Source organism: Streptomyces sp. NPDC031497 (assembly GCF_055580905.1).
Genome location: NZ_JBVIKO010000041.1, coordinates 15,915 through 39,739, shown reverse-complemented (window position 1 = coordinate 39,739; position 23,825 = coordinate 15,915). Strand labels below are relative to the sequence as shown.

The 23,825-nt window shown below is 69.6% G+C and carries 20 protein-coding genes; 7 read left to right on the top strand and 13 right to left on the bottom strand.

Annotated elements, in window-relative coordinates; genetic code table 11:
* The first annotated feature begins 629 nt into the window (after positions 1-629).
* The 3 genes from ACZ5K7_RS45395 to ACZ5K7_RS45385 all read left to right on the top strand — a co-directional run bounded on the left by ACZ5K7_RS45395 (position 630) and on the right by ACZ5K7_RS45385 (position 3,347).
* Positions 630-1,271 carry a DUF6230 family protein gene (locus tag ACZ5K7_RS45395; RefSeq protein WP_468923914.1) on the top strand — a complete coding sequence of 214 codons (642 nt, stop codon included), beginning with the start codon at positions 630-632 and terminating at the stop codon, positions 1,269-1,271.
* Positions 1,272-1,414: 143 nt separating this feature from the next.
* Positions 1,415-1,993 carry a DUF6114 domain-containing protein gene (locus ACZ5K7_RS45390; protein ID WP_351710578.1) on the top strand — a complete coding sequence of 193 codons (579 nt, stop codon included), beginning with the start codon at positions 1,415-1,417 and terminating at the stop codon, positions 1,991-1,993.
* The gene (locus ACZ5K7_RS45385; protein ID WP_468923910.1) at positions 1,983-3,347 is read left to right on the top strand and encodes a hypothetical protein; all 1,365 of its coding nucleotides are present in this window, start codon (positions 1,983-1,985) and stop codon (positions 3,345-3,347) included. The genes ACZ5K7_RS45390 and ACZ5K7_RS45385 overlap by 11 nt, the downstream gene beginning before the upstream one ends.
* Positions 3,348-3,538: 191 nt before the next feature.
* Here the strand turns inward: ACZ5K7_RS45385 and pyk are convergent, their stop codons facing one another.
* From pyk to pta, 3 genes are all read right to left on the bottom strand, one after another.
* Positions 3,539-4,966 (bottom strand): pyruvate kinase, encoded by a 1,428-nt coding sequence (gene pyk, locus ACZ5K7_RS45380; protein ID WP_351710581.1) that lies wholly within the window; start codon positions 4,964-4,966, stop codon positions 3,539-3,541.
* A gap of 73 nt (positions 4,967-5,039) precedes the next feature.
* Positions 5,040-6,257, bottom strand: coding sequence for an acetate kinase (locus ACZ5K7_RS45375; RefSeq protein ID WP_468923906.1), 1,218 nt, complete (start codon positions 6,255-6,257; stop codon positions 5,040-5,042).
* Positions 6,254-8,344 (bottom strand): phosphate acetyltransferase, encoded by a 2,091-nt coding sequence (gene pta / locus ACZ5K7_RS45370; protein ID WP_468923903.1) that lies wholly within the window; start codon positions 8,342-8,344, stop codon positions 6,254-6,256. Before pta ends, ACZ5K7_RS45375 begins: the two co-directional genes overlap by 4 nt.
* 175 nt (positions 8,345-8,519) lie before the next feature.
* Here pta and ACZ5K7_RS45365 point away from each other — a divergent pair, with 175 nt between their 5' ends.
* On the top strand, positions 8,520-9,545 hold the full coding sequence (locus ACZ5K7_RS45365) for an ATP-dependent 6-phosphofructokinase (RefSeq protein WP_351710587.1): 1,026 nt from the start codon (positions 8,520-8,522) through the stop codon (positions 9,543-9,545).
* An 86-nt stretch (positions 9,546-9,631) separates the two neighbouring features.
* On the opposite strand, the gene ACZ5K7_RS45360 is transcribed toward ACZ5K7_RS45365, so the two are convergent.
* The 4 genes from ACZ5K7_RS45360 to ACZ5K7_RS45345 form a co-directional block, all read right to left on the bottom strand.
* Positions 9,632-10,357, bottom strand: coding sequence for an XRE family transcriptional regulator (locus ACZ5K7_RS45360; RefSeq protein ID WP_468923900.1), 726 nt, complete (start codon positions 10,355-10,357; stop codon positions 9,632-9,634).
* Positions 10,358-10,448: 91 nt separating this feature from the next.
* Positions 10,449-11,279, bottom strand: coding sequence for a carbohydrate ABC transporter permease (locus ACZ5K7_RS45355; protein ID WP_468923897.1), 831 nt, complete (start codon positions 11,277-11,279; stop codon positions 10,449-10,451).
* An 8-nt stretch (positions 11,280-11,287) separates the two neighbouring features.
* A complete protein-coding gene (locus ACZ5K7_RS45350) occupies positions 11,288-12,148 on the bottom strand; it encodes a carbohydrate ABC transporter permease (RefSeq protein WP_351710593.1) in 861 nt (286 codons plus the stop codon).
* Positions 12,145-13,518, bottom strand: coding sequence for an extracellular solute-binding protein (locus tag ACZ5K7_RS45345; RefSeq protein ID WP_450973600.1), 1,374 nt, complete (start codon positions 13,516-13,518; stop codon positions 12,145-12,147). Before ACZ5K7_RS45345 ends, ACZ5K7_RS45350 begins: the two co-directional genes overlap by 4 nt.
* Positions 13,519-13,660: 142 nt before the next feature.
* Between ACZ5K7_RS45345 and ACZ5K7_RS45340 the strand changes: the two genes are divergently transcribed.
* The gene (locus ACZ5K7_RS45340; protein WP_351710597.1) at positions 13,661-14,122 is read left to right on the top strand and encodes a PPOX class F420-dependent oxidoreductase; all 462 of its coding nucleotides are present in this window, start codon (positions 13,661-13,663) and stop codon (positions 14,120-14,122) included.
* Here the strand turns inward: ACZ5K7_RS45340 and ACZ5K7_RS45335 are convergent.
* From ACZ5K7_RS45335 to ACZ5K7_RS45320, 4 genes are all read right to left on the bottom strand, one after another.
* Positions 14,119-14,310, bottom strand: a complete 192-nt coding sequence (locus ACZ5K7_RS45335) for a hypothetical protein (protein WP_217554459.1) — start codon at positions 14,308-14,310, stop codon at positions 14,119-14,121. The genes ACZ5K7_RS45340 and ACZ5K7_RS45335 overlap by 4 nt on opposite strands.
* A gap of 10 nt (positions 14,311-14,320) precedes the next feature.
* Complete coding sequence (locus tag ACZ5K7_RS45330; RefSeq protein ID WP_468923891.1) at positions 14,321-15,112, bottom strand: DUF5753 domain-containing protein; 792 nt, start codon at positions 15,110-15,112, stop codon at positions 14,321-14,323.
* A 510-nt stretch (positions 15,113-15,622) separates the two neighbouring features.
* Complete coding sequence (locus ACZ5K7_RS45325; protein ID WP_468923979.1) at positions 15,623-17,593, bottom strand: tetratricopeptide repeat protein; 1,971 nt, start codon at positions 17,591-17,593, stop codon at positions 15,623-15,625.
* Positions 17,594-17,702: 109 nt separating this feature from the next.
* A complete protein-coding gene (locus ACZ5K7_RS45320) occupies positions 17,703-18,551 on the bottom strand; it encodes a 5'-methylthioadenosine/S-adenosylhomocysteine nucleosidase (protein WP_468923888.1) in 849 nt (282 codons plus the stop codon).
* A gap of 121 nt (positions 18,552-18,672) precedes the next feature.
* On the opposite strand from ACZ5K7_RS45320, the gene ACZ5K7_RS45315 reads away from it, so the two are divergent.
* The gene (locus tag ACZ5K7_RS45315) at positions 18,673-19,233 is read left to right on the top strand and encodes a hypothetical protein (protein ID WP_468923885.1); all 561 of its coding nucleotides are present in this window, start codon (positions 18,673-18,675) and stop codon (positions 19,231-19,233) included.
* Between the two features lie 53 nt (positions 19,234-19,286).
* The gene (locus ACZ5K7_RS45310) at positions 19,287-21,566 is read left to right on the top strand and encodes a tetratricopeptide repeat protein (protein WP_468923882.1); all 2,280 of its coding nucleotides are present in this window, start codon (positions 19,287-19,289) and stop codon (positions 21,564-21,566) included.
* On the opposite strand, the gene ACZ5K7_RS45305 is transcribed toward ACZ5K7_RS45310, so the two are convergent.
* On the bottom strand, positions 21,454-22,134 hold the full coding sequence (locus ACZ5K7_RS45305; protein ID WP_468923879.1) for a response regulator: 681 nt from the start codon (positions 22,132-22,134) through the stop codon (positions 21,454-21,456). The two genes, ACZ5K7_RS45310 and ACZ5K7_RS45305, sit on opposite strands and share 113 nt — an antisense overlap.
* Positions 22,131-23,756 carry a sensor histidine kinase gene (locus tag ACZ5K7_RS45300; RefSeq protein ID WP_468923876.1) on the bottom strand — a complete coding sequence of 542 codons (1,626 nt, stop codon included), beginning with the start codon at positions 23,754-23,756 and terminating at the stop codon, positions 22,131-22,133. Before ACZ5K7_RS45300 ends, ACZ5K7_RS45305 begins: the two co-directional genes overlap by 4 nt.
* Between the last annotated feature and the right edge of the window lie 69 nt (positions 23,757-23,825).

Genomic DNA, 23,825 nt, shown 5'->3' with positions numbered 1-23,825 from the left:
GTTCTGACCAGTCGCTAAACGTCACGTCCTGTGATGCCGGAGTGAAAGATTTGCCGACGCGGGGTCACAGCGGCCGCTCTTTACCAAATCTTGGTAATCGCGGTCGCTGTTACTCGCAGTAAATCAGGGCCGTTGATCTGTCTGGTTCCGTCCAGGGTTCAACGGCTTTGTTCTGCCCCCGAATGCCACCCTGCGTCGCTCTCCGAGACCGGCGGGTCGTCCATCGGTTATCCGGCCGTTACTACCCAGTAACGAAGCCCCTTGTGCGGGCGGCGAGAATGCACCACGATCGGCGACGCTCGGTCCATTGCCGTACCCCGACAGCCGGTCGGGCATGCGGGCTCATCTGGGTCCCCACCGAGCAGAGTCGGCGGCAGTGAAGCCGGCTCTTGGGCAGGGGGGTCTTCGCCGCCAGGCGGAGCCTGTCCAGCAGGGTTGTGCGTGATGCGTGTCAGGCGCGACCAGTGGTTGTCGCTCGGGGGTGATCGCCGGTGATCGAGGTGCGGTTCGCGCCTCCGAGTGCGGGCGCTCCCCTTCCGAGGACGTAGCACTTCTCCCATCCCTGCCCGGCCGAGCCGCCGTTGGGGGCGATTCCGGGCCAGGAGATGTACGTCCGAGAAGGAGGAAATATGGAGTCCCAGGTGCGTGGCGGGACCAGATGGAAGCGGTTCGCTGTGGTCATGGTGCCCAGCGTGGCCGCCACGGCGTGTATAGGTGTCGCCCTCGCGCAGGGCGCTCTCGCCGCGTCGTTCAGCGTGTCCGGCCAGCAGTTCAAGGTCAGGGCCTCGTCGCTCGAGGGTGAAGGCTTCGTTCAGTACGGTGCCATCGACTCGGGTTACACCCTCACCGGTGAGAAGACGATCCACCCGGTGGCGGTCTCGGCGTTCAACAGCGCGGAGATCACCAACCTGTGCCAGTCCGTCGTCACCCCGAACGTGCCGATCTTCGGGAACGTCAGCCTGATCCTGCGGGCGGGCGCGGACAAGCCGGTCGAGGCCACCAAGCTGTACATCGACCTCGACGACCTCAACGCCGACGCGACCTTCACCAACATCAACATCGGTGTTGCCGCGGGAAGCTCGACCAAGGGTCCGGGCATCAAGTCGGGCGAGGTCGCCAACAAGCAGGCGAACCCGTACGGGTTCGCGCAGGAGGCGGACCACGCCTCGCTGACCGACGTGAAGCAGACGGCGTGGGCCACCACCGCCGCGACCTTCAAGCTCAGCGGTCTGCACATGTCGATCTCGACGAAGGGTGAGGAGTGCTACTAAGCACTCCCTGAGGGGCGGGGGAGCCGAAGGCACCCCCGCCCGTCCACCTTCCGCCCACGGTCTTCACACGCGGTGCAACGCAACATCACCGCCCGAACACGGCAACACCACCACAGCAACGCCGCACCAGGGAGCTGTTTTCCATGAGCGCCGAGACTCCTGCCGCACCCGGCCAGTTCAGCCGCCGGAGGCTGCAGTTCCGCTCCTGGCGGGGCACGCGGCCGTTCTGGGCCGGCCTGTACATACTGCTCGCCGGCCTTCCGATCATGTACTTCCCGTACGCGCATCTCCAGGTCGGTCATCTCACGATCGCGATGGCGACCACCGCGGGTGCCGGGTCCCTGATCATCGGCGTGCTGCTCGTCGTCCTGGGCATCAGCGTCTGGTTCCAGAAGCACATCCGCACGTTCGCGGGAGTCGCCGCGATCCTGCTGGCGCTGGTGTCCCTCCCCGTGTCCAACTTCGGCGGCTTCATCATGGGCTTCCTGTTCGCTCTGATCGGCGGAGCGATGGCGGTGGCCTGGGCGCCGGGCGCCCCGCCGCAGCCGGAGGTCGCCTGGGCACCGGGTGCTCCGCAGCCGGAGGGCGACGTTCCGCCGACCGGGGACCACACCCCCGGTGAGGGCGGCCTCTTCAAGGGCTCGGACGGCGTGGGCGAGGCGAATGACCTGTCAGGAACGAGCCCGCTGAACGGGGCGAACGGGAGGCACAGTGCCGGCTGACGAGGTGACCCACGGGACTGATGTGGACGAGTCCCGTGTGAGAACCGGGCCGCGCCACGCGGCACCCAAGAAGCCGCTGTTCACCAGGTTCCACATGCCGGCCGGCAAGGCGATAGCCTCCGTGGCGATGCCGACGGCCGTGATCATGGGCATGGGGTTCACCTCGACGCTCGCGATCGCCGACACCAACAACACGTCGTCCTCGTCGAAGAGCCTTGCCGAGGACTACAAGGACTGCGTCTCCGCCCTGGACTCCGCCTCGCCCTCCGCTTCGGCGAGCGCGAGCGACAAGGCCACGGACTCGGCCACGCCGTCCCCCACGGCGTCGGACGACGCCAAGGACTCGTCGTCGTCGGACAAGTCGTCCGCGTCGGATTCAGGTTCCGACGACACGGCCAAGCCGACGCCGTCCGCGTCCAAGTCGTCCTCGTCGTCGGACGACTCGGGCTCCTCCTCGGGTTCGTCCGGCTCCGACGGCACGGCCACCCCTTCGCCGTCGGCCTCCGCGAGCAACAGCGGCGGCGGCCTGCTGGACTCCATCGGGGACGCCATCACCGGCATCCTCAGCGGCGGCAGCACGACCAGTTCGTCCTCGTCGGATTCCACCGCGAGCGCCACCCCCTCGCCGTCGGCCTCCGCGTCCGCCGGCTCGTCGTCCTCCGACTCGGCGTCCTCGTCGAGCAAGGACAGCGGCTCCGACACCGTGTCCAAGACCGTCAAGAAGGTCACGGACACCGTGAAGGACACCACCGACACGGCGACCAAGGCGGCCGACGAGGTCACCAAGGAAGCCACCAAGGCGGCCGACGACGCCGCCGCGTCCGCCACCGCCTCGCCGAGCCCGTCCGCGAGCTCCAGCACGTCGGCCGACGACTGCAAGGTCGCCACCGACGACGTGAGCGGTGTCGACAACAAGGTGGCGGTGGCGGACGACCCCTGGTACCTGAGTGCCAGCTCGCTGCTGCTGAAGAGCGCCGACTACCAGGGTGTCGTGGAGGTGAAGACGGCCGGCGGCAAGACGAAGAAGGTGCTGAAGTACGTCATCTCCGGCGGCACCGAGATCGGCGACCTGCACCAGACGGTCAAGGACACGAACATCGACAAGACCTACCACGTGCAGGCCGCGGCCGGTTCGAAGTCCACCATCACCGGCGGCGACACCACGATGTACACGGAGTCGATCTCGGGCAACCTGTTCGGCCTGATCCCGATCACGTTCACCCCGGACAGCCCGCCGCCGCTGAACATCCCGCTGATCTACTTCACCAACGTGAAGGTCGTCCAGGCCGCCCAGTTCGGCGGCACCCTGCACGTCCCCGGGATGCACGTCTACACCACCGACGGAACCGGCTGAGCGTCACCACAGACCCGTTCGGGAGCCGCGCACAGAGCTGTGGCCCGGTCGTCCGCCTCGCGCGGACCCCGGGCCACAGTGCTGTCCGGACCCTTCGGGCCGTCAGCGGCCCTCCTGACGTTGACGGACCACTGGGCGCCCCCGTCGCAGGGGGGCGCCCTCAGTGTCGTACAAAGCCCTTCACGGGTGCGTCACTTGTTGATGCCGCCGATGTGGTGGACGCGGAGCATGTTGGTGGTGCCGGAGACGCCGGGGGGCGAGCCCGCCGTGATGATGACGGTGTCGCCCGGGTTGAAGCGGTTGATCTTGGCGAGCTCCTGGTCGACCATGTCGACCATCTCGTCCGTGGTGTTCACGAACGGCACCACGTGCGACTCCACGCCCCAGCTGAGAGTGAGCTGGTTGCGGGTGTTCTCGTCGGTGGTGAAGGCGATGATCGGCTGCTGGGCGCGGTAGCGGGAGAGGCGGCGCGCCGTGTCACCGGACTGGGTGAAGGCGACCAGGCCGCGGCCGCCGAGGAAGTCGGCGATCTCGCATGCGGCACGGGCGACCGAACCGCCCTGGGTGCGGGGCTTCTTGCCCGGGACGAGCGGCTGCAGGCCCTTGCTCAGCAGCTCCTGCTCGGCGGCCGAGACGATCTTCGACATCGTCTTGACGGTCTCCACCGGGTAGGCGCCGACGGAGGACTCCGCCGAGAGCATGACCGCGTCCGCGCCGTCCAGGATCGCGTTGGCCACGTCGGAGGCCTCGGCGCGGGTCGGCCGGGAGTTGGTGATCATCGACTCCATCATCTGGGTCGCCACGATCACCGGCTTGGCGTTGCGCCGGCACAGCTCGATCAGGCGCTTCTGCACCATGGGGACCCGCTCCAGCGGGTACTCGACGGCGAGGTCACCACGGGCGACCATCACACCGTCGAACGCCATCACGACGTCCTCCATGTTCTGCACCGCCTGCGGCTTCTCCACCTTGGCGATGACGGGGACCCGGCGGCCCTCCTCGTCCATGATCCGGTGGACGTCGTTGACGTCCTTGGCGTCCCGGACGAAGGACAGGGCGACCAGGTCGCAGCCCATGCGCAGCGCGAACCGCAGGTCCTCGATGTCCTTGTCGCTCAGCGCGGGCACGTTGACGGCCGTGCCGGGCAGGTTGATGCCCTTGTGGTCGGAGACGACACCGCCCTCGATGACGATCGTCTTCACCCGCGCGCCCTCGACGTCCAGGACCTTCAGCTCGACGTTGCCGTCGTTGATGAGGATCTGGTCGCCGCGCGAGACATCGCCCGGCAGGCCCTTGTAGGTCGTACCGCAGATGTGCTTGTCGCCCGGGACGTCCTCGGTCGTGATGACGAACTCGTCACCGCGCTCCAGCTCGACAGGGCCCTCGGCGAAGGTCTCCAGACGGATCTTCGGGCCCTGCAGGTCGGCGAGGACTCCGATGGCCCGGCCGGTCTCCTTGGAGGCGGCGCGGACGCGGTCGTAGCGTCCCTGGTGCTCGGCGTGCGAGCCGTGGCTGAAATTGAAGCGGGCCACGTTCATGCCGGCCTCGATCATGGCCACGAGCATCTCGTGGGTGTCGACCGCGGGGCCGAGAGTACAGACGATTTTCGAACGGCGCATGGGGCGATCCTATCGGTTTGTTTCGCTGCGGAATATTCCGTCTGGCGGAAGATACAAATGGGCGCCGATATGCTCAGCTGTTATTTCTGCCGGCACCGACCAGCGCGTACGTCTGGGTGGCGATCTCCAGTTCCTCGTCCGTCGGCACCACCGCGACGGCGACACGCGCGTCCGCCGGCGATATCAGCCGCGGCCCGTCCGCCCGTACGGCGTTCAGCTCCGGGTCGACGGCCAGTCCCAGCCCCTCCAGCCCGGCGACGGCAGCCTCCCGCACGGGCGCCGCGTTCTCCCCGACCCCCGCCGTGAACACCACGGCATCCACCCGGCCGAGCACCGCGTAGTAGGCGCCGATGTACTTCTTCAGACGGTGAATGTAGATGTCGAAGGCGAGCTTCGCCTGCTCGTCGCCCTCGTCGATCCGGCGCCGGATCTCCCGCATGTCGTTGTCACCGCACAGTCCGAACAGACCGCTCTCCTTGTTGAGAAGAGTGTCGATCTCATCCATGGACATTCCGCCAACACGCGCCAAATGGAAAATGACGGCGGGATCCAGATCACCGGAACGCGTACCCATCACCAGCCCCTCCAAGGGCGTCAGGCCCATGGAGGTGTCCACGCACCGGCCGCCCTCGACCGCCGAGGCGGACGCCCCGTTGCCGAGATGCAGCACGATGACGTTCACCTCTTCAGGTGTCTTCCCCAGCAGCCGCGCGGTCGCCCGGGAGACATAGGCGTGCGAGGTCCCGTGGAAGCCGTAGCGGCGGATCCGGTACCGGTCGGCGATCTTCGGGTCGATCGCGTAGCGCGCCGCGGACTCCGGCATGCTCGTGTGGAACGCCGTGTCGAAGACGGCGACCTGCGGCAGATCCGGGCGCAGCGCCCGCGCGGTACGGATGCCGGTCAGGTTGGCCGGGTTGTGCAGGGGGGCGACCGGGATCAGCCGCTCGATCTCGGTGAGCACCTCGTCGTCGACGACGGTCGGCTCGGTGAAGAACATCCCGCCGTGCACCACCCGGTGCCCGATCGCGGCGAGTTCCGGCGAGTCGAGCCCGACGCCGTCCTTCGCCAGCTCCTCCGCCACGGCCTTCAGGGCGGCGTCGTGGTCGGCGATCGGCCCGGTGTGCTCCCGGACGTCCCCGGTGGAGACACAGGTGTGCTTCAGCCGCGAGGTCTGCTCGCCGATGCGCTCGACGAGGCCCACCGCGAGCCGGCTGCTGTCCCGCATGTCCAGCAGCTGGTACTTCAGCGACGAGGAGCCGGAGTTGAGGACGAGGACACGGGTCGGACTCACTGGACGGCTGCCTTCTCGCTCGGGTTCTGGGCCTGGATCGCCGTGATGGCGACGGTGTTGACGATGTCCTGGACGAGGGCGCCCCGGGACAGGTCGTTGACGGGCTTGCGCAGCCCCTGGAGCACCGGTCCGACGGCGATCGCGCCGGCCGACCGCTGCACGGCCTTGTAGGTGTTGTTGCCGGTGTTGAGGTCCGGGAAGATCAGCACGCTGGCCTGTCCGGCGACCTCCGAGCCCGGCAGCTTGGTCGCCGCGACACTCGGCTCCACGGCGGCGTCGTACTGGATGGGCCCCTCGATCTTCAGATCGGGCCTGCGCGAGCGCGCCAGCTCGGTCGCCTCCCGCACCTTGTCCACGTCCGCCCCCGAACCGGACGTACCCGTGGAGTACGACAGCATCGCGATCCGCGGCTCCACCCCGAACTGGGCGGCGGTGGCGGCCGACTGGATGGCGATGTCGGCGAGCTGCTCGGCGTCCGGATCCGGGTTGACCGCGCAGTCGCCGTAGACCAGCACCTTGTCGGCGAGGCACATGAAGAACACGGACGAGACGATCGACGAGCCCGGCTTCGGCTTGATGATCTCGAAGGCCGGGCGGATGGTCGCCGCCGTGGAGTGCACGGACCCGGAGACCATGCCGTCCGCCAGCCCCTCCTGGACCATCAGGGTGCCGAAGTAGTTGACGTCGGTGACCACGTCGTACGCCAGCTCCACCGTCACGCCCTTGTGGGCGCGGAGCAGGGCGTACTGCTCGGCGAAGGTGTCGCGCAGTTCGGAGGTGGCCGGGTCGATCAGCTGGGCGTCCGCGAGGTCGATACCGAGGTCGGCGGCCTTCTTGCGGATCTGGTCGACGGGCCCGAGCAGGGTCAGGTCGCAGACGTCCCGGCGCAGCAGCACCTCGGCCGCGTGCAGCACCCGCGTCTCGGTGCCCTCCGGCAGCACCACCCGCCGCTTGTCCGTACGTGCCTGTTCGAGCAGCTTGTGCTCGAACATCATCGGGGTGACCCGGCCGCTGCTCGGCGCCGAGACCTCCTTGTCGAGGCCGGCGGTGTCCACGTACCGCTCGAACAGGCCGAGCGCGGTCTCCGCCTTGCGCGGGGTGGCCGCGTTCAGCTTGCCCTCCAGGGAGAACAGCTGGGCGGCGGTCGGGAAGCTGTTGCCCGGCACCGAGAGGACCGGGGTGCCCGGTGCGAGCCGGGCGGCGAGGGTGAGGATCTCGTCGCTGGGCCGCTCGTTCAGGGTGAGCAACACGCCGGCTATCGGCGGGGTGCCGGCACTGTGCGCGGCGAGCGAGCCGACGACCAGGTCGGCGCGGTCGCCGGGGGTCACCACCAGGCAGCCCGGGGTCAGCGCGGGCAGGAAGTTCGGCAGCATCGCGCCGCCGAAGACGAAGTCCAGCGTGTCCCGGGCCAGGCCCGAGTCGTCGCCGAGCAGCACCTTCGCGCCGAGCGCGTGGCTGATCTGGGCGACCGTCGGCGCGGACAGCGCGGGCTCGTCCGGCAGCACGTACGTCGGTACCGGCAGCCGGTCGGTGATCCGCTCGGCAATCTCGTCGCGGTCCTCGCGGGCGACCCGGTTGGCGACCATCGCCAGCACGTCGCAGCCGAGGCCGTCGTACGCCCGGAACGCGTTCCGGGTCTCCGCGAGCACCGACTCGGCGCTCTGGTCGCGGCCGCCGACCACCGGGATCACGGAGGCGCCGAACTCATTGGCGAGCCGGGCGTTGAGGGACAGCTCGTCCGGGAACTGGGTGTCGGCGAAGTCCGTGCCGAGGACGAGGACCACGTCGTAGGCGCGGGCGACCAGGTGGAAGCGGTCGACGAGGGTGGAGACCAGTTCGTCGGCGCCCTGCTCCGCCTGGAGGGCGGACGCCTCGTGGTAGTCCATGCCGTAGACGGTCGCCGGATCCTGGGAGAGCCGGTATCGCGCACGCAGCAGCTCGAACAGACGGTCGGGCCCGTCGTGGAGGAGAGGGCGGAAGACACCGACCCGGTCGACCTGCCGGGTCAGGAGCTCCATCATGCCCAGCTCCACGACCTGACGGCCGTCGCCGCGGTCGATCCCGGTCACGTACACGCTGCGCGTCACGTGTGCACTCCATCCCTGCGTAGCCGCACAAAAATCGCCCACCGGGGTGAGCGGAACCCTCTTGACAATACCCTTGGCGCCGGATAAGGCGCCCGTCAGGATTTCACCCGCCTGCGCGGCATGAAACAATCGGATCGGCTCACCGGTAACGACAGCGAGCAGGAGACACACCACCATGCGCATCGGAGTTCTCACCGCAGGCGGCGACTGCCCCGGCCTGAACGCCGTCATCCGATCGGTGGTACACCGCGCAGTCGCACAGTACGACGACGAGGTCATCGGTTTCGAGGACGGCTTCCGCGGCCTGCTCGAGGGCCACTACCGCCCCCTCGACCTGGACGCCGTCGGCGGCATCCTGGCCCGCGGCGGCACGATCCTGGGATCGTCGCGGCTGGAGCGGGACCGCCTCCGCGAAGCCTGCGAGCGGGCCACCGACATGGCGGAGGAGTTCGGCATCGACGTGCTGATCCCGATCGGCGGCGAGGGCACGCTGACGGCGGCACGCATGCTGTCCGACGCCGGCCTGCCGGTCGTGGGCGTCCCGAAGACCATCGACAACGACATCTCCTCGACCGACCGCACGTTCGGCTTCGACACGGCGGTGGGCGTCGCCACGGAGGCGATGGACCGGCTGAAGACCACCGCCGAGTCGCACCAGCGGGTGATGGTCGTCGAGGTGATGGGCCGGCACGCCGGGTGGATCGCCCTGGAGTCCGGGATGGCGGCCGGTGCGCACGGCATCTGCCTGCCCGAGCGGCCCTTCGACCCGGCCGACCTGGCCAAGATGGTCGAGGAGCGGTTCGCCCGCGGCAAGAAGTTCGCCGTGGTGTGCGTGGCCGAGGGCGCGCATCCCGCCGAGGGCACGATGGACTACGGCAAGGGCGAGATCGACCTGTACGGCCACGAGCGCTTCCAGGGCATCGGTACGGCACTGGCGTACGAGCTGGAGCGGCGGCTCGGCAAGGAGGCCAAGCCGGTCATCCTCGGGCACGTGCAGCGGGGCGGCACGCCGACGGCCTACGACCGTGTCCTCGCGACCCGGTTCGGCTGGCACGCCGTGGAGGCGGCGCACCAGGGCCAGTTCGGGAGGATGACGGCGCTGCGGGGGACGGACATCGTGATGGTGCCGCTCGCGGAGGCGGTGACCGAGTTGAAGACGGTGCCGAAGGATCGGATGGACGAGGCGGAGTCGGTCTTCTAGGGCTGGCGTCCCGATGCCGGCTGCGGGTGGGGGGGCTGGTCGCGCCCACGCGGCGGAGCCGCACATGGAAACAGTCCCGCGTCCCTTCAGGGGTGCCCGTCCTCCGCCCTGTTCCAGAAGCGGGGCACTATCCCGGTCAGGAAGTCCTCGCCCTTTTCCCTGGCGTCCTCCGCTGTCGTGGTCGTGTTGCCCCAGGCCAGAGTCGCTGTCATCTGGCCCTGGTAGTCCTCGTGCAACCCTCGCAGGACGTTCTCGATCAGGCGTTTGTCCAGGGGGACCACCTTGCTCACCGGGCGGACGTAGGCCTGCCAGCGGGTGGTGACCGCGCTGCGCAGCAGTTCGGCCAGCTTCTCCTCGCGGCCGGTGACGGTGATGTAGTCGGGCAGGGAGAGGTGGAGCAGGTCGGCGAGGGCGGCGGACTGGCGTTCCGTGCCCTGCCACTGCCCGTCCTCCTCCATGGCCAGGTAGACGAGGAGTTCGAGGCCCACGGCCAGCGCCACGTCCTCCGGTGCCAGCCCGCGGGCGACGCGATGCTCGCGCAGGGTCCGCGGCCGGTCGATCAGTTCGCCCGGAGAGCACCACAACACGCCCGAGAGCGCGGTGAGTTCGGGGCTGCTCGGGATCACCGCCCCGCGCTCCCAGGCGAGGACGAGATCGGGGGTGGCGTACGGCAGCCCGTACGAGGCCCGCAGATGGTGGGCCACGTGCTCGGGGCCCATACCGAGAGCGGCACGGAGTCTGCGGGCGGCGGGGGCGTTGAAGGGGGGACCTGGCTGGTTCGGCAGAGCTGGGGGTCGGCGCACAGCGCACAAGGTAAGGGCGCGCGAGGGCACTGACTACGGTCCGTTCGGCCAGGAACACGGATTGTGGGAACGTACGGATTCGACCGTACGGTCGACCTGTTCATCCCTTGACGGCACCGCCCAGCGCGAACCCGCCGCCCAGCCGCCGTGCCACCAGGACGTACAGCAGGATCACCGGCGTCGAGTAGATGACCGAGAACGCGGCGAGCTGGCCGTAGGCGACCATGCCACGGTTGCCGAAGAAGTCGTTGATGCTGACCGAGGCGGGCATCTGGTCCGGCGAGAGCAGCAGCATGAACGGGACGAAGAAGTTGCCCCACATCATCACGAAGGCGAAGACGGTGACGACGGCGAGCCCCGGCCCCATCAGCGGCAGCACGATCCGCACCAGCGACTGGAAGGGATTGGCGCCGTCCGTCCAGGCGGCCTCCTCCAGTTCCTTCGGCACGCCGTCCATGAAGTTCTTCATCAGCCAGATGGCGAAGGGGAGCTGGGAGGCGGCGAAGAACAGGATGGTGCCCTGCATGGTGTCGATGAGGTTGATCCGTACGAACAGCGCGTACACCGGCACCATGATCGCGGTGATCGGCAGGCTCGTCGCGAAGAGGATGGAGAGCAGGAACGGCCGGTTGAGCCGGGAGCGGTAGCGGGAGAGCGGGTAGGCGGCGAGGGCGGCGCAGGCGACGGTGAGCGCGGTGGCGCCGCCGCAGAGGATCAGACTGTTCAGGAGCGGGGTGTAGGTGATGTCGGGGGTGAGGATCGCGTCGAAGTTGGCGAAGGTGAACCCGTCCGGGATCCGCACCCGGAGATCGGCGTGCGGGTCGACGGCGGAGAGCAGCACCCAGGCGAGCGGCAGCACGAAGGCGGCGGCCACGACGAGAAGTCCCAGGTCGGCGGCGAGGCGGCGGGAGCGCCGGCGATTGCGAGGCATCTTCCGGCTCACACCTCCGTGCGCAGCAGGCGCATGTAGACGACGGAGAAGAGCGAGCCGACCAGGAGAAGGAGCAGGGCGACGGCCGTCCCGTACCCGATCATGCTGTTCTGGAAGGCCTGTTCGTACATGAAGAGGGGCAGGGTCTGGCTCCGGTCGCCGGGGCCGCCCCGGGTCATCACCCAGATCAGCCCGAAGACGGAGAGCGTCTGCAGGGTGTTGAGCATCAGGTTCGTCCCGATGGACCGGCGGATCATCGGCAGCGTGATGTGCCACATCCGGCGCCAGCCCCCGGCGCCGTCGACCTCCGCGGACTCCTCGATCTCGTCCGGTATCTCGTCGAGGGCGGCGGAGTAGACGAGCATCGAGAAGGCGGTGCCCCGCCACACGTTGGCGAACGACACGGCCAGGATCGGCAGCGTGAAGAGCCAGTTCTGGGACGGGAGATGGAGGAAGTCCAGGATCGCGTTGAGGGTCCCCTCCCGCCGGAAGAAGGCGTACAGCAGAAACCCGGCGACCACCTCCGGCAGCACCCACGCCGTGATCACGATCCCGCCGGTGAGCGTCCGCACCGGCTTGGACGCCCGCCGCATCAGCGCGGCGAGCGCCAGCCCCAGGGTGTTCTGCCCGACGAGCGCGGACACCACGGTGAAGACGAGGGTCAGCCAGACGGCGTTCAGGAAGGCGTCGTCGTGGAACGCCGTACGGAAGTTGGCGAAACCCACGAAGGAGGAGTGCGCCTGACCGGTGAGCTGGAGGTCGGTGAAGGCGATCCAGGCGCAGTAGACGATCGGCCCGCCCAGGAAGAGGAGGAGCAGGACCAGGGCGGGGGTGAGCGGGAGCGTGCGGGCGATGCGACGCGTGATCACTGGGTGACCACTTGGTTGTCGGTGACGTCCTTGAGCGTCGAGTCGTAGGTACTCGCCGCCTTGTCGACCGACGCGTCACCGGTGGTCACGCTCTCCATGGCCTCCTGGATGGCGGTGGAGACCTTCGGGTAGGCCAGGTAGGCGGGCCGGTAGTGCGTGCTGGCGACGAGATCGGTGAAGAACTTGATGCCGGGCTGGGCGGACGTGTACGACGGATCGCTCGCGACGTCCTTCCGCACCGCGATCCCGGAGTTGGCGATGTACCACTTCTGGGCGTTCGCCTTGGTCTGCATGGTCTTGATGAAGTCGAAGGCGAGGTCGGGGTTGCCGGCCTTGGCGGGGACGGCCCAGGTCCAGCCGCCGGACATGCTCACCTTGCCGGGTGCCTGGCCGTGCTGGGTCGGCATGTAGGCGAGGCCGAGCTGCTTGGACCAGTCGGGCCACTCACGACCGCTGCCCTTCAGCCAGTTCTGGGGAAGCCAGGACCCGTCGAGGTTGATGCCCAGCTTGCCCTGGGGCATGAGTTCACCCCAGACGGTGTTGCGGTAGTTGGGGTCGAGCGCGTCGGAGACGTCCGGGCCCAGCTTGTCCTTGTACACGGTCTCGACGAAGGACAACGCGTCCTTGAACCCCTGACTCCCGGCGATCCACTTCTTGCCGGTCTTGTCGTACAGGGGGTCGGCGGTCCCGTCGTTGGTGCCGTACAGCAGCATCTCGAAGCCCTGCATGCTGGCGGTCTCACCGGCGGCCTTGCCGGTGTAGACGTTGAGGGGCGTGACGCCGGGCACCTTGGCCTTGATGGTCCGCGCGGCGGCGAGCACGTCGTCCCAGTTCCTGGGCTGCCAGTCGGTGGGCAGCCCGGCTTTCTCGAACACCCGCTTGTCGAACCAGAGCCCGCGGGTGTCGGTGCCGTCCGGGACGCCGTACGTCTTCCCGTCCTCACCTCTGGCCGCCGACTTCGCGGTGTCGATGAACTGCCCCCAGTCCTTCCACTTGGCGAGGTAGGAGTCGAGGGGCTTCAGATAGCCGCTGGTGATGTCGGAGTTGATGAGGAAGGTGTCCTCGTAGACCAGGTCGGGGGCGGTTCGCGGGGACCGGAGCATCTGCTGGAGCTTGGTGTAGTAATCCGCGTCCGAGGCCTTGATGGGGACGAGTTCGACCTTCTTCCCCGGGTACTCCTTCTCGAACTGCTTCTTGATGTCCGCGAGATAGGTGTCCGTCACCTTGATGGAGTTGTCCATGGACTGTTTGAAGGAGACCTTCACGGTGTCGGGACTGCTCCCGGACCCGCTGCCGCACGCGGTGAGGGAAGCGGCGGCGGTGACGAGGGAGAGGGCAAGGATGCTGACGGCGGTGGGGCGCACGGGCACGACCTCCTCGGCGGCCACTGCGCTGTGGCCTGGGGGTTCGTCTCTCTTGCGGTGTGAAGGTAAGTGGAGTGGTCTAGTCAGGTCAATGAGTGTGCGGGGGTTTGCTGGTTTGCTGGGACAGGGGCGAGGCGAGGATGCCCGTATGTATTCCGTGGACCGCACAGGCAAGTTGGACGAGCACGTTCGTGAGCGGTTGCTGGCGCCGAACTTCTGGCATCTCGCGACCGTCGGGCCGGACGGAGCGCCGCAGGTGTCGCCCATGTGGGTCGACCTCGAGGGCGACCACGTCATGGTCAACACGGCGATCGGCCGCGTGAAGGAGGAGAACCTGCGGCGCAACCCCGCCGTCTCGCTCTCGCACCACGACCCGGACAACCCCTACGACCGGGTGGAGATCCGGGGGCGGGTGGTGCGGTTCGTGGAGGGGGAGGAGGCGGAGCGTTCCATGGACCGGCTGACCCGCAAGTACATCGGGGAGGACCGGTACCCGTGGCTGCTGCCCGGGGAGCGGCGGGTGATGCTGCTGATCGAGCCGGTGAAGGTACGGCGGGTGGTCGGGGTGGAGCCGTTCCGGCCGGGCGTGCTGGAGGGGGAGAACGGTTAGAGAAGGTGGTCGGCTCTGCCGGCCTTGATGTCGCGGATAAGCGTGCGGAGGGCTTCGCGGGTGTCGGTGAGGTACGTGTCCTCCTGACCGGCTACGGCTATGTAGGCGTTGCCTTGGGGGTCGGTGCCCAGGCGGAAGCAGTTGGCGCCCTCGCCGCAGAAGGGCTCTTCCCAGGTGATGTCAGGCACGGGTGGCTCCTCAGAGGTTGTGGGCGATGGCCTGGATGAAGTCGCGTGAGGCCTCGGAGGAAAGGGACGCGGCTTCCATCCAGTCCAAGTGGGCCCGGTACTTGTCGAGTTGTGACTGCCCGTGGGTGAACTCGGGGCCGTGGGCGGAGTCCAGTTCCACGGTGTCGAGCTGGGGAACCGGCCCCTCGGCGTAGGTCACCGCCTGGCCGGCCCCGGGGAACACCCCGACTTTGAAGGGGATCACGCGCACGTTGATGTTGTCACGCTCGGACGCGTCGCACAGGTGGTCCAGCTGTCCTCGCGTCACCTTGGCACCGCCGAACTCCATCCGCAGGGCGGCCTCGTGTACATATCCCGTGTACGTGATGGGGTCGTCGCGGAAGAGGACCTGCTGCCGCTGCATGCGCAGGGCCACGCGTAGTTCGACCTCTGCCGCCGAAAGGGGTGGCAGCGCGGCGGAGAACATCGTGCGGGCGTAACCGTCGGTCTGGAGCAGACCGGGCATGATCAGAGACAAACCGACGCGCACGCTCTTGGCGTGCCACTCCAGCTCCGCGATGTCGAGGAGCCCTGCGGGGAGCTGACCCCGGTACGCGTCCCACCAGGTCCGCTTACGATCGCTCGCCATCTCGGCCAGTGCGTCGACGTACGCCTCGTCATGGCAGGCGTAGTTGCAGGCGAGGACCCGCACGCGCTCGGGGGAGATGGCGCGGGCCCCCGCTTCCATGTTGGACACCTTGGTGCGGTCAAGCCCGAGCAGTCCGGCGGCGTAGTCGGTGGTCACGTCCGCCGCGATCCGCATCTTTCGCAACTCGGCGCCCAGTCGCTTCTGTCTCGGCGTGTCCCATCGTCACGGACGACGTCTCGGAGGTTGCGGCGCCGTCTCCGGACACGCTCGCCTACAGCTTCACGCTGCCTGCGGGCGCTGCCAGTTGCCGGGTCGCGCGGGCGGCCACGCGGGTCGTGTTGAAGGTGCATGGACTGGAGGACATGACGGACGCGGCCGTGCAGGTGGTGAGTGAACTGGCCGCGTGTGCGGGTCGGTTCACGCCGGGGGAAGAGGTGTATCTGTCGCTGCGGTACCGGGAGGACGCGCTGCGGGTGATCCTCTACGACGGGCACCCCCGGCACCGTCACCCTCGGGTCGCCGCGGCTTGCGAGGTGCGGAGGCGGGCCGCGCTGCGGGTGTTGGGATGCGTGGTGCGGGCGTGTGAGGGGGAGTGGGGGTTCGGGGAGGGGCGGGAGCCCGGGGGCGGGACGCGGATGTGGGCGGTGTTGCCGGGGTGGGGGGCTCGGGGGTGGTGAGGGCGCCCTAGTCGAGTTCGGCGGCCCAGGCCCGGATCTGGGCGGCTTCGGTGGGGGCGTTGGCGCGGGTGTAGGCGTCGGCGGCCTGGAGCAGGCAGGCGCGGGCTTCGGCGGGCCTGTAGGCGGCCAGATGAGCGCGAGCCAGGTTGTCGAGGGTGTGTCCCTCGCCGTACCAGTCCTCGAAGTCGCGGCGGCCGTCAAGGGACTTGCCGTATGCCGTGATCGCCTCCTCTGCACGGCCTGCGGCCAGTAGCGCGCTGCCGAGGTTGTTCCATGTCCTGGCTTCGCGATGGCGGTCTCCCGTGGTCTGAAACAGGTCGCGGGCGCGGGTGTGGGCGTCGACCGCCTCCTCCACTTTGCCCACCGCCATCAGGGTGCCGCCGAGGTTGTTCCACGCCCTGGCCTCGCTATTGCGGTCTCCCGTGCTCTGAAACAGGTCGCGGGCGCGGCGGTGGGCGTCGATTGCCTCCCCCGCCCGGCCCGCCTCCCGCAGGGCGTTGCCAAGGCTGTCCCACACGATGGCCTCGCTGTGGCGGTCTCCGACGTGCTGGCAGAGGTCGCGGGCGCGGGTGTGTGTGTCGATCGCCTCCCCTGCCCGGCCCGTCTGCCGTAGGGCTATACCGAGGTCGTTCCTCGCCATGGCCTCGCGGCGACTCTCCCCGGCTCGGTGGGCGGCCTCTCCAGCGGTCCCCGCAACGGCGATCCAGTCGTCGAAATAGCGTCGCCAGCCCAGGTACACCGCCAGGCTCTCGGCCAGCTGCACTGCAGTGTCCGCGTACCGTTCCTCGCGCGCCCACCCCACCGCCGCCACCAGACCCGCCCGCTCCTCGTCCAGCCACGCCAACGCTTGCGCTCGGTCCCCGAATCGCTCCGGCTCCACCCTCCCCGGCAGCCACTGCAACCGGTCGTCAGCCGCAATGGCCCACCGGCAGTAGAACCCCAACACCCGCTCCCGGGCTGCCTCGCCCTCCTCCCGCAACTCCAAATCCCCTGCTACCACACCCGCCCCGTACGCACGCACCAGGTCATGCAACCGAAACCGCACCACCGAAGCCGGCCTCTCGCCTTCCCGGACCGGTGTGACGAGATGGGTGGCGGCCAAGTCCTCCAGCAAGGACAGCGCGGCCGACTCGTCGACGTCGGCCAGCGCGGCCACCGCCTCAGCCCCGGTCTCCGCACCCGGCGCCAGAGCGAGTAGCCGCAGCAACCGAGCCTGATCAGGTAGCAGTCGGCGATACGACGTCTCCAGCACAGGCCGGAGCACGAGCGAGCGGCCGTACATGTCCGTACCACGGCTGCCGTAGTCGAGGACGCTGGTCGCGTTGCCGGACTCCCTGATCTCGGCGACCAGCGAGGCGATGCTCCGGTGCCGGCGTCGGCGCAGCAGGGCGGCCGCGATCTGGAGAGCCAGGGGTAAGTGGCCGCAGAGGTCGGTCAGTTCGCGCAGGGCGTCGGCTTCGCGACCGGGACGTTCGTCGCGTTCGTCGGTGTCGTGCAGGGCGCGGCTGACCAGGGCGACGGAGTCGGCCGGGCTGAGGGTCTCAAGGTCGATGAGGCGTACCGGCAGGGCGTCGGGGCGGTCCCGGGAGGTGATCAGCACGCGGTGGTGGTTCGCGCCCGGCAGTAGCGGCAGGTACTGGGACGGATCCGAGGCGTTGTCCAGGATCAGCAGCATCCGGTTCCGCTGTTCGGCGAGGAGGGTGCGGTACGCGTCGTACTGGCGTTCTGTCGTCGGCGGTAGATCCCGGTCTCGGACGCCGAGCGCGTCGAGGAGAGCCAGCACCGCCTGATCGGCTGTCACCGGGTCGTCGTCGTAGCCGCGCAGATCCACGAAGAGGGTCCCGCCCGGGAACCAGCCCTCCGTACGCGCCCGGTGTGCCGCCTCTACGGCCAGCGCGGTCTTGCCGATGCCGCCCATGCCGGTGACGGCGAAGATGAGAAGTGGGAGCGAGGTCGTGTCGTCCTCAGCTGGAGTCAGGTGCGGGAGTAGACGGTCCAGCTCCGCCGATCGGCCGGTGAAGCCCAGCGGGCGTGGCGGCAGGGTGGCCGTCGCCTGGGGGACCGGGCCGTGGGCCGTGCCCTTGCCGCTACCGTCCGGTCTGCTTGCCGATGACGGGGCCGTGAAAGATGCCGCCCCTGAAGTCGATGTGGTCGCCGCCGTACCGTTCTTGGGGATCCTCCTCGGAGTCGGAGGACTCCCGGGGCTGGTGCTTGCGCAGGACCTCCACCGCCACCGACGCGGCCCGTTCGGCGGCGAGTGTCTGCGAGCCCGAGGCGTCGGCCGTGTGCTTGTCGGCGTTGGCGAGGTCGCTGATGCCCCGGATCACCAGGGTGTCCAACTGGCCGTTCAGGTGGGCCGCGTGCGCGGCACCGGAGCCCTCCATCTCGATCGCACAGGCGTCGTTGTAGTGGTGGCGGATGTGGGCGGCGAAGGCCGATCTGTCGTCGGCCAGGACGACATCGCCGACGGCGATCGGCTTGCGGTGACCTCGTACGTCCGGCATGTCCCGCAGTGCGGAGCGTGCCGCCTGCACCAACCGGTGCGAGCCGACCCACATCTCGGGGCGCGCCTGGAAGCCGTCCGGGGTCTGCTTGCCGCCGTGGATGGCGTACACCTTCGTGCCGACCACGACGTCACCGATCTCGATGTCGTCCTTGAGGCCGCCCGCGACGCCGACGAAGAGCACCGCCTCGGGTTCGAGCCAGTCGACGATCTGTGTGGTGAGCGAGGCGGCGGTCAGGGCACCCACGCCCAGTTCGGCGAGCGCCACGGTCCAGGCGGTGTCCGCGAGCCGGCCGAGTTCGGCCCGGGTGCCGTTCTTGGGGTGGACGATCTCCTCGGCGTCGACGAGATGGGCGCGCACGGCGTCGTACTCCTCCGGCAGAGCGGTGAGGATGACGGCTGCGGCGGTGGGACGCGGTCGCTTCGCGGGCATTTGTCAACCGTAGCGCCAAGCTGCCTGGCCCACAGGCCTGTTGGTGACTGCCGTAAGAAGATCAGATCGGCGGGGTAGGGTCGTCCGGCGTGAGTCGGCCCGTCGGGCGGGGGAGAGCCGTATGCCGGAGCAAGGGGTCACCGTCGGGCAGTTGCTGCTCGCCGAGTACCAGACGATCAAGGACGAGCAGAAGGCCCGCATCGGGTTCCGGGACAACCTGCTGTACGTGACGCTCGCGGTTGTCGCGGCCGTCATCGCGGCGGCCGCGCAGGCCAAGCAGGCGTCGATGCTGCTGGCGCTGCCGCCGGTGTGTGTGGTGCTCGGGTGGACGTACCTGGTCAACGACGAGAAGATCTCGGCGATCGGGCACTACGTGCGGGACGAGCTGGGGCCCCGGCTCGGCCAACTGGCTCTGGCTGAAGGGGAGTTCGCAACCTTCGGCTGGGAGGCCTATCACCGGACCGATGTCCGTCGCCGGACCCGTAAGACGATCCAGGCCGTGATCGATCTGACGGCGTTCTGCGCGGTGCCGCTCGCGGCGCTGGTGGTGTTCTGGGCCGGTGGGGACGGCGGCGGGTTGCTGGTCGGGCTGTCGGTGGTGGAGGCGCTCGCGGTGGTGGGGCTCGGGGCGCAGGTGCTGCTGTACATGAGGCCGGCGAGAGCAGTACGGAGTGCGGGCTGACGCCGTAGCGTTGATGCCCACGCATCAGGGGGCATCGGGGGACGGAACGGCGCATGAGAGCGGCTTTGTCGGCTTTGCTGGCGGCCCTGGCCGAGGGCGCGGGAGGGGATGCCGGGCAGGCGCTCGCCGCAGCGGCGGACGGTTCGGGGCGGCCGGAGGCGTTACGGGACTGGGGTGACCGGGTCGCGGAGCTGCTCGGCGGCGATCCGAGGGTTGCGGGTGCCGTCGCGGATGCCATGGAGCGGTATGCGCCGGGCAGCGCGGCCGCCTGGTACGGCGGTGATCACTCCGACTTCCGTGGTGGGGTCTTTCTGCGTGAGGTGGTCGGGGTCCAGGTCGTGATCCAGCAGGGCGGGGGTGCGGCGCCGGAGGCGTTGGCCTCGCTGCCGCCGCGGCCCGGTGGGTTCACCGGGCGGGAGGGCGAGACGGCTGAGCTGCTGCGGGCGCTCGACGATTCCGCCGCGGTCCTCGTCACCGCTGTGTCGGGGCTCGGGGGTATTGGCAAGACGGCGCTCGCTGTCGAGACCGCGCATCTGGCGTGCGGGGAGGGGTGGTTCCCGGGTGGGGTGCTCTTCCTCGACCTGCATGGGTACGACGAGCAGCCGGTCACCGCCGACCAGGCCCTCCAGTCCCTGCTGCGGGCCCTCGGGGTGGCGCCGGCGCACATTCCGGCTACGGCCGATGACCGGGCGGTTCTCTATCGGTCGGTGCTCGCCCGGCGAGGGGCGGTGCTGGTGCTGGCGGACAACGCCTCGTCGCCGGATCAGGTACGGCCGTTGCTGCCGGGGGAGGGGCGGCATCGGGTGCTGGTGACGTCACGCGACCGGCTGCCCCAACTGGGGGCGCGGCTTGTGCCGTTGGATCAGCTCACGCCTGAGGAGGCACGGCGGGTTCTCGACCTGGCCCTGAGGATCGCCGATCCGGAGGACAGCCGGGTGGCGGACGACGCCGAGGCCACCGGACAACTCGCCGATCTGTGCGGACATTTGCCGCTGGCTCTCCAGATCGCGGCCGCGTTGCTGGCGGAAGACCCGGGTATGCCGGTCGCGGAACTCGTCGGCGAGCTTGAGGCTTCGCACGACCGGCTCGTTCACCTTGATGACGGGGAACGCAGCGTGCGTGCAGCCTTTGAGCTGTCGTACCGGCGTCTGCCGTATGAGCAGGCCCGGCTGCTGCGCCTGCTCGCTCTTGCGCCCGGGCCCGAGGTGAGCGACGAGGTCGCCGCCGCGCTGGTGGGTGCTGATGCTCCTCCGCTGCGGGATCTGAGGGCGCTGGCTCGTGCGCACCTGGTCGAGAGGGGGAACGGGCGTGGGTGGTGGCGGTTGCATGACCTGGTGCGGATGTTCGGGGCGGGGCTGGTGGCGGGGAACATGAGGCTGCGGGAGGAGGGGGAGGAGGCGCGGGAGCGGGTGCTGGTGTTCTACCGCCGGTGGGCGCATGCGGCGGATGGCCGGTTGCGGTGGCTGCCGGGGATGGTGGAGCCGGAGCGGTTCGGGGACCGGGGTGCGGCGTTGGCGTGGTTTGACGGTGAGCGGGCGGGGCTGGTGGCGGCGGTGGGGTGGGTGCGGGAGGAGCGGTTCTCGGGCGTGGCGGTGCGGCTGGCCGAGTGTCTGGGGGAGTATCTCGGCTGGCGTCGGTATTTCGATGACTGGATCGCCGTGGCTGGTGCGGCGCGGGAGGCCGCACACGGTGCCGGGGACCGCCGCCGCGAGGCCATTGCGTGGGCCTATCTCGGCGTCGCCCTGTGGGCGGCGGGCCGGGTGGAGGAGGCGATCGAGGCCCATACCCGTACCCGCGACCTGTACCAAGATGCCCACGACCGCCCCGCCGAGGCCAGTGGGTGGAACAATCTCGGCCTCGCCTTGCGGGTGGCGGGCCGGGTGGAGGAGGCGATCGAGGCGCATACCCGTGCCCGCGACCTGTACCGGGATGCCGACGATCGCCACCGTGAGGCCAGTGCGTGGAACAATCTCGGCGTCGCCCTGCGGGTGGCGGGCCGGGTGGGGGAGGCGATCGAGGCACATGCCGAGGCTGTGCGTGTCTATCAGGAGTTCGAGGACTGGTACCGGGCGGGCCGGACCCTCCACAGCCTGGCCATCGCTCACGAGGCCGCCCAGCGTCCGGCCGACGCCCGCACCTGCTGGCTCCAGGCTGCCGACGCCTACACCCGCGCCAACGCCCCCACCGAAGCCGCCCGAGCCCGCGCCCAAGCCGATGGGCTCACCGCCGCCCCCACCGATAAACCAACTCCGGCCTCCCCACCTGCCCGTACAACGGATTCCGCCCCGCCCGCCCCGCCTCCACCAGATGCTCCAGATACCGCCGTGCCGTGATCCGGGAGATCCCCACGCTCTCCGCCAGCGCCGCCGCCGTCAGCCCCTCCTCCGACTCCCGCAACGCGACCGTCACCCGCTCCAGCGTCGGCGCGCTCAGCCCCTTCGGCAGCGCCGCGGGCGACGGTGCTCGCAGCGCACCCAGCGCCCGGTCCACCTCGTCCTGGCCGCTCGCCTCGCCCACCGCCGCCCGGAACTCCGCGTACCGGGTCAGCCGGTCGCGCAGCGTGGCGAAGGTGAACGGCTTCAGGACGTACTGGACCACCCCCAGCGAGACGCCCTCCCGCACCACCGCCAGATCCCGTGCCGACGTCACCGCTATGACGTCGGCCTGATGGCCGGCCGCCCGCAGCGAGCGGGCGAACTGCAGGCCGTGCACGTCCGGCAGGTGCAGGTCCAGGAGGAGCAGGTCCACCGGTGTGCGGTCGAGGAGCCGGCGTGCCTCGGCCCCGGTGTGCGCCTTCCCCACCGCCACGAACCCCGGCACCCGCCCCACGTACATGACATGCGCGTCCGCGGCCACCGGATCGTCCTCGACGACCAGGACTCTGATCGGCTCCCCGGTCATCGGACCTCGCCCCCCGCCAGCGACGCCCGCAACGGCAACCGCACCTCGAACACCGCCCCGCCCTCCGGCGCCTCCGTCACGGTCAGCGTGCCCTCCAGCCGGGTCACCGCCTGCCGGACCAGTGCCAGCCCCAGCCCCCGGCCGCCCGGTCCCGCCGGCTTCGTCGAGAAGCCGCGCTGGAAGACCAGTTCCGCATGCGCGGGGTCCACCCCCGCACCCGTGTCCGCGACCTTCATCACCAGCTCGGCATCCTCCGCGAAGGCGGTCACTGTCACGCGCGCCCGGACCGTCCCCTGGGCCGCGTCCACCGCGTTGTCGATCAGGTTGCCGAGGACGGTGACCAGATCGCGCGCCGACAGGCTCTCCGGTAGCAAACCGTCATCCAGCCGGCTCTCGTCCGAGACCACCAGCTCCACGCCCCGCTCGTTCGCCTGGGCCGTCTTGCCCAGCAGCAGCGCGGCCAGGACCGGCTCGCTGACCGCCGCCACCACCTGGTCGGTCAGCGCCTGCGCCAGCTCCAGCTCCGCCGTCGCGAAGTCCACCGCCTCCGAGGCCCTCCCCAGCTCGATGAGTGAGACGACCGTGTGCAGTCGGTTCGCCGCCTCGTGCGCCTGCGAGCGCAGTGCCTGCGTGAAACCCCGCTCCGAGTCCAACTCGCCTGTCAGGGCCTGGAGTTCGGTGACGTCCCGGAGGGTGACCACCGTGCCGCGGCGCTCACCGCCCGACACCGGCGAGGTGTTCACCACCAGCACCCGGTCCGCCGTCAGATGCACCTCGTCCACCCGCGGCTCCGAGGCCAGCAGCGCGCCGGTCAGCGGGGCCGGCAAGCCCAGGTCCGCCACCGAGCGGCCCACGACCTCCCCCTCCGGGCCCACCCCCAGCAGCTCCCGGCCCCCGTCGTTGATCAGCGCCACCCGGAACTGGCCGTCCAGCATCAGCAGGCCCTCGCGGACCGCGTGCAGCGCCGCCTGGTGGTAGTCGTGCATCCGGCTCAGCTCGGCCGCGTTCATGCCGTGCGTGTGACGTCGTAGGCGCGCGTTGACGACGTAGGTGCCGAGCGCGCCCAGCAGCAGCGCTCCGGCCGCGGTCCCCAGCAGGGCCGTGACCTGCTCCTGGACCCGCTTGCTGATCGCCTCCACCTTGATGCCGGCGCTCACCAGGCCGATCACACGGCCGTTCTCCAGGACCGGCGTCACCGTGCGCACGGACGCGCCGAGGGTGCCCTTGTACGTCTCGCTGTAGGTGTGGCCGTTCTGGGCCGCCTCGATATGGCCCAGGTAGTGCTTGCCGATCTGCTTCTTATCGGGGTGCGTCCAGCGGATGCCGTCCGGGGTCATGATCGTGATGAAGTCGACCTCGGTGTCCCGCATGACCAGGAGGGCGTACGGCTGCAGCAGGGCGCTCGGATCGGACGTGTGGATCGCCGAGCGTACCGAGGGCGCGTCCGCCACCGACCGTGCCACCGCCGTCGCCTGCCGGGTCGCCGCCTCCTGCGCCTGGTGGCGGTCGCTGACGTAGGTGAACAGCGCGTACCCGGCGACCAGCACCGCTATCAGCACGGCCTGCATGGCGAACAGCTGGCCGGCCAGGCTGCGGGGGCGGGGGACGGGCGGGAGGCGCATGTCAGCAGTGTGCCTCCCGGGTGAAGCGTGAACGAAATGAACGGAAGGGTGACCGGGCTCACAGACCAG

Bases quoted from the DNA above. Each gene is read 5' to 3' on its own strand.
- ACZ5K7_RS45395 (WP_468923914.1), top strand. From the start codon at position 630: ATGGAGTCCCAGGTGCGTGGCGGGACCAGATGGAAGCGGTTCGCTGTG.
- ACZ5K7_RS45390 (WP_351710578.1), top strand. From the start codon at position 1,415: ATGAGCGCCGAGACTCCTGCCGCACCCGGCCAGTTCAGCCGCCGGAGG.
- pyk (WP_351710581.1), bottom strand. From the start codon at position 4,966: ATGCGCCGTTCGAAAATCGTCTGTACTCTCGGCCCCGCGGTCGACACC.
- ACZ5K7_RS45365 (WP_351710587.1), top strand. From the start codon at position 8,520: ATGCGCATCGGAGTTCTCACCGCAGGCGGCGACTGCCCCGGCCTGAAC.
- ACZ5K7_RS45355 (WP_468923897.1), bottom strand. From the start codon at position 11,279: ATGCCTCGCAATCGCCGGCGCTCCCGCCGCCTCGCCGCCGACCTGGGA.
- ACZ5K7_RS45340 (WP_351710597.1), top strand. From the start codon at position 13,661: ATGTATTCCGTGGACCGCACAGGCAAGTTGGACGAGCACGTTCGTGAG.
- ACZ5K7_RS45330 (WP_468923891.1), bottom strand. From the start codon at position 15,112: ATGCGGATCGCGGCGGACGTGACCACCGACTACGCCGCCGGACTGCTC.
- ACZ5K7_RS45320 (WP_468923888.1), bottom strand. From the start codon at position 18,551: ATGCCCGCGAAGCGACCGCGTCCCACCGCCGCAGCCGTCATCCTCACC.
- ACZ5K7_RS45315 (WP_468923885.1), top strand. From the start codon at position 18,673: ATGCCGGAGCAAGGGGTCACCGTCGGGCAGTTGCTGCTCGCCGAGTAC.
- ACZ5K7_RS45310 (WP_468923882.1), top strand. From the start codon at position 19,287: ATGAGAGCGGCTTTGTCGGCTTTGCTGGCGGCCCTGGCCGAGGGCGCG.
- ACZ5K7_RS45305 (WP_468923879.1), bottom strand. From the start codon at position 22,134: ATGACCGGGGAGCCGATCAGAGTCCTGGTCGTCGAGGACGATCCGGTG.
- ACZ5K7_RS45300 (WP_468923876.1), bottom strand. From the start codon at position 23,756: ATGCGCCTCCCGCCCGTCCCCCGCCCCCGCAGCCTGGCCGGCCAGCTG.